Below are 439 nucleotides of genomic sequence, written 5' to 3' on the forward strand. Positions count from 1 at the left end.
GGGGCGTGTAAGCGTCTCGGTGGTTCGAATCCCTCTTCCTCCGCCATAATTATTTTAAATATAAGATCGCGGGGTGGAGCAGTTGGTAGCTCGTCGGGCTCATAACCCGAAGGTCGCAGGTTCAAGTCCTGTCCCCGCAACCAAAAGGTCCAGTGGTGTAGCGGTTAACATGCCTGCCTGTCACGCAGGAGATCGCGGGTTCGATCCCCGTCTGGACCGCCATTTTAAAAAAGGCTTGGTAGCTCAGTCGGTAGAGCAAAGGACTGAAAATCCTTGTGTCGGCGGTTCGATTCCGTCCCAAGCCACCATTAAGTGGAGGATTAGCTCAGCTGGGAGAGCATCTGCCTTACAAGCAGAGGGTCGGCGGTTCGAGCCCGTCATCCTCCACCATAATTAAATAACTGCCGGAATAGCTCAATTGGTAGAGCAACTGACTTGT

At 53.1% G+C, this 439-nt stretch carries 4 tRNA genes; all 4 read left to right on the forward strand.

Annotated elements, in window-relative coordinates:
• Nucleotides 1-67 precede the first annotated feature (67 nt).
• The 4 genes from NEH75_RS13520 to NEH75_RS13535 all read left to right on the forward strand — a co-directional run bounded on the left by NEH75_RS13520 (nt 68) and on the right by NEH75_RS13535 (nt 390).
• Nucleotides 68-143: transfer RNA gene (locus NEH75_RS13520), tRNA-Met, on the forward strand.
• A 3-nt stretch (nt 144-146) separates the two neighbouring features.
• Nucleotides 147-222 (forward strand) — tRNA-Asp (locus NEH75_RS13525).
• 10 nt (nt 223-232) lie between these two features.
• A tRNA-Phe gene (locus NEH75_RS13530) sits at nt 233-308 on the forward strand.
• A gap of 6 nt (nt 309-314) precedes the next feature.
• Nucleotides 315-390 (forward strand) — tRNA-Val (locus NEH75_RS13535).
• The last annotated feature ends 49 nt before the right edge of the window (nt 391-439 follow it).

Origin of the sequence: Turicibacter sp. T129 (genome assembly GCF_025594975.1) — a bacterium.
Taxonomy (GTDB): Bacteria; Bacillota_I; Bacilli_A; order MOL361; family Turicibacteraceae; genus Turicibacter; species Turicibacter bilis.